This window comes from Deinococcus sp. (assembly GCF_018260555.1).
Lineage (GTDB): Bacteria > Deinococcota > Deinococci > Deinococcales > Deinococcaceae > Deinococcus.
Window position 1 is genome coordinate 1 of the sequence record NZ_JAGLBB010000127.1, and the last position, 2,828, is coordinate 2,828.

The following is a 2,828-nucleotide window of genomic DNA, read 5'->3' on the forward strand; positions in this document are numbered from 1 at the left end:
CAGCAGCTCACTTCCCTGCGAGAGCCAGCCGTGGGCGCTCAGGCCCCCGCCCGACACCGCGCCGACGTGCGCGTGCCCCACATCCACGCTCAGGCGCACATGCGGCGAATCGAAGGAACGCACCAGCTCCAGCAGCGGCCCCGTGTCGCGGTCGGTGATGTTCTCGATGACCAGACTCACGCCCTGCGAGGCGGCCCGCTCCAACACGGGTTCCAGGGTGAGCTGCGCGACAGCCATTTCCTGCGCCAGACTCGCCCGGTGTGCGGTCGTCAGCCCACCCCAGAAGTGAAAGGGGCTATGAATGACGAGCCACTGCCCGCCCACCGCCTGCGCGAAATCCAGGCCCTGGAAGTAGCGCTCCTGCACCACCCGGCGAATACGTGGGTCGGCGGCGGCGAGCTGCATGTTGAGAAAGGGTGCGTGCACGCCGATGCGGCCCCGGTGGTGTTGCAACAGACGCGCCTGCTCACGGGCCAGGGTATGCCAGTCGCCCTCCATCAGGTCACAGCTCTCGCAAAGGTCTTGCAACTCAATGTCGCGCCCCTCAGCGCTTAGCCAGTCGGCGTGTTTTTCCAGCTCGGGATGCAGCAGGGCCAGGCCCAGTCTTTTCAGGTCATTCACGGGGTTCTCCCGGCGTTGACTGTAGGTCCGGCCCGTCAGGGCAGAATCAGCACCACGAAGTTCGGGCGGTTCACGACATACATGCCAAGCGAAGTATGAAAGAACCTCCTGTTTACAGAACGTCCCGTCCGCCTCGGTATCACGCTCTTCTCGCCGTAGAACATCCAGGGCACAGCGCCATGCTCGTCTCCAGCACGCCGCGACCGACTGCACAGGGCCGACACGTGCAGGGCCGACACGCACAGCACCGACACGCGCAGCGCCGACAAAGGTGTCGCTGGGGCACGTTGTCCGGTGATGGCACCATCGCCCTCTGTCTCGCCGCCGATCGGCCGTCATGACGTGGAGTCGCACCTCCGAGCGGCACTGACACGGCAACCCGTGCTGCATGCCGGTATTTGCTCGGATCAGGAGCTATATTTCCACGCTGCACAAGCAGCGTTTCGGCGTCTGGGAGGGTCTGGTCAGTGTGTTCACGGGTGACCTGCTCATGCCCGACTTCACGCGCTGGACTCGCCCCGCTGAGCACCTACCCTGACAGAACCCGCACACCGCTTGCCCGGGCGTGGCATACTAGCCGGGCCGCGGGTGCGGCGTCCCGCCCTGAGTGACGCCCCCGACGATGACCGAATCTGCAGTGCGCTTCCTGCGCATCTTCCTTTCCAGTAGGCCTCACGGCCGCTGGCGGTTATCACGGCACCCCATGAGGTGCATATGACTACCCATCCAACGAGGTTCGATCTCAAGCAGTACCAGCGCGAATGGTTTGCCACGCCCCGCACAGACCTGCTGGCCGGCATGGTGGTGGCGCTGGCGCTGATTCCTGAAGCCATCGCTTTCTCCATTATTGCCGGTGTCGACCCGCAGATTGGTTTGTATGCCTCGTTCATCATCGCGATTGTCACCGCGTTTCTGGGCGGCCGCCCAGGCATGATCAGTGCCGCAACCGGTGCGATGGCCCTGCTGATGATCGGCCTCGTCAAAGACCACGGCCTTCAATACCTGTTTGCGGCTACCGTGTTGACCGGCGTGCTCCAGATGGTGTTCGGCTGGGCGAAACTGGCCCGGTATCTCAAATTCGTGCCGCGCAGTGTCATGGTGGGCTTCGTGAATGCGCTGGCCATTCTGATCTTCATGGCGCAGCTGCCTCAGTTTGCCGGCGCGAACTGGCAGATGTACGCAATGGTGGCCGCTGGTCTCGCGATCATTTATCTGCTTCCACGCGTATTTAAAGCCATTCCGAGCGCCCTGGTCGCCATCGTGGCCCTGACACTGGTAGCCGTGTTTACCGGAGCCGACGTCAAGACGGTCGGGGATATGGGTGCGCTGCCGACTGCACTGCCACCGTTCCAGGTGCCGCAAGTGCCGCTGACATTCGAAACGCTCCGAATCATCTTCCCGATTGCACTGACCCTCTCGCTCGTAGGAATCCTGGAGAGCCTCCTGACGGCGCAGCTGATCGATGAGCGGACCGATACGACGAGCGATAAGAATGTGGAATCGCGGGGTCAGGGTGTGGCAAACATCGTAACCGGGTTCTTCGGCGGCATGGCGGGTTGCGCGATGATCGGCCAGAGCATGATCAACGTCACGAACGGGGGGCGTGGGCGGCTCTCCACCTTCGTGGCCGGGGCATTCCTGCTGGTGCTGATCCTGCTGCTGCAACCGCTGCTGGTGCAGATTCCGATGGCAGCCCTCGTCGCAGTGATGATCGTGGTCGCCATCAGTACCTTCGACTGGGGGAGCCTGAGGACCCTCACCGTTTTCCCGAAAGGCGAGACGATCGTGATGCTGACGACGGTGGCGGTCACTGTGGCCACGCATGACCTGAGCTTAGGCGTGCTCGTAGGTGTGGTGCTCAGCGCCCTGTTCTTCGCGCGGAACGTTTCGCAGCTTTCGGAGGTAACGCACGTCGATGACGGGAACATACGGACATACCAGGTGCGGGGGCAGCTGTTTTTCGTCAGTACGCACGACTTCCTGCATCAGTTTGAGTTCAGCCACCCGGCTCGCAGGGTGCTCATTGATCTTTCTGAAGCGCATTTCTGGGATGGTTCCGCCGTGGCGGCCCTGGATAAGGTGATGCTGAAATTCATGCGGCAGGGGACGCCCGTGGAGTTGACCGGTTTGAATAGACCTCCTGCGAAAGTCACGCCACGTTGACAACGGTGCGATTACACACCGCCGCAATGAGGTTGACGCGTAAA

General features: G+C 62.4%; 2 protein-coding genes and 1 pseudogene. 2 read left to right on the top strand and 1 reads right to left on the bottom strand.

The window, feature by feature from the left end:
* The coding region (locus QZ271_RS14165) for a TIM barrel protein (protein ID WP_291432566.1) at window positions 1–621 on the bottom strand (621 nt) is incomplete at its 3' end.
* 388 nt (window positions 622–1,009) lie between these two features.
* On the opposite strand from QZ271_RS14165, the gene QZ271_RS14170 reads away from it, so the two are divergent.
* On the top strand, window positions 1,010–1,159 hold the full coding sequence (locus QZ271_RS14170) for a hypothetical protein (protein ID WP_291432569.1): 150 nt from the start codon (window positions 1,010–1,012) through the stop codon (window positions 1,157–1,159).
* 176 nt (window positions 1,160–1,335) lie between these two features.
* Window positions 1,336–2,754 (top strand): annotated as a pseudogene (locus tag QZ271_RS14175) (SulP family inorganic anion transporter); the annotation flags it as partial.
* Window positions 2,755–2,828: the final 74 nt, after the last annotated feature.